1 pseudogene is annotated in these 280 nt (G+C 50.7%); it reads right to left on the bottom strand.

Features of this window, described 5'->3' with window-relative positions:
- Positions 1-195 (bottom strand): annotated as a pseudogene (locus tag HBA93_RS20805) (ABC transporter ATP-binding protein); the annotation flags it as partial.
- Positions 196-280: the final 85 nt, after the last annotated feature.

The raw sequence follows: 280 nt of genomic DNA, 5'->3' as shown, positions 1-280 counted from the left end.
AGAGTCGCTACCCAATGCCAGCGCATCAACCAGACGGCCGGAATAAAGCGGTGTCAAAACATCAGCTGCCGTTGCCAGCATCATACCAATGATCATCAGGCTCAGACGCACCGGCTGTTTCCGCCAATGCGCAAAAGTGTAGCTTAAAACATTGCGGAACGCAGGCCCGCGGAAATTCAGTCGAAACCGGGTCATATCAATCATACCAGTCCGCGCGAAGACGGGTTCTGGTTCCTTTAAAAGAAAAAACTGCAGCTTTTTAGCCACGGCAAATAAGGAA

Source organism: Ochrobactrum sp. SFR4 (assembly GCF_019730395.1).
Lineage (GTDB): Bacteria > Pseudomonadota > Alphaproteobacteria > Rhizobiales > Rhizobiaceae > Pseudochrobactrum.
The sequence above is the reverse complement of the archived record's forward strand: the minus strand, read 5'-3'. Positions and strand labels throughout refer to the sequence as shown.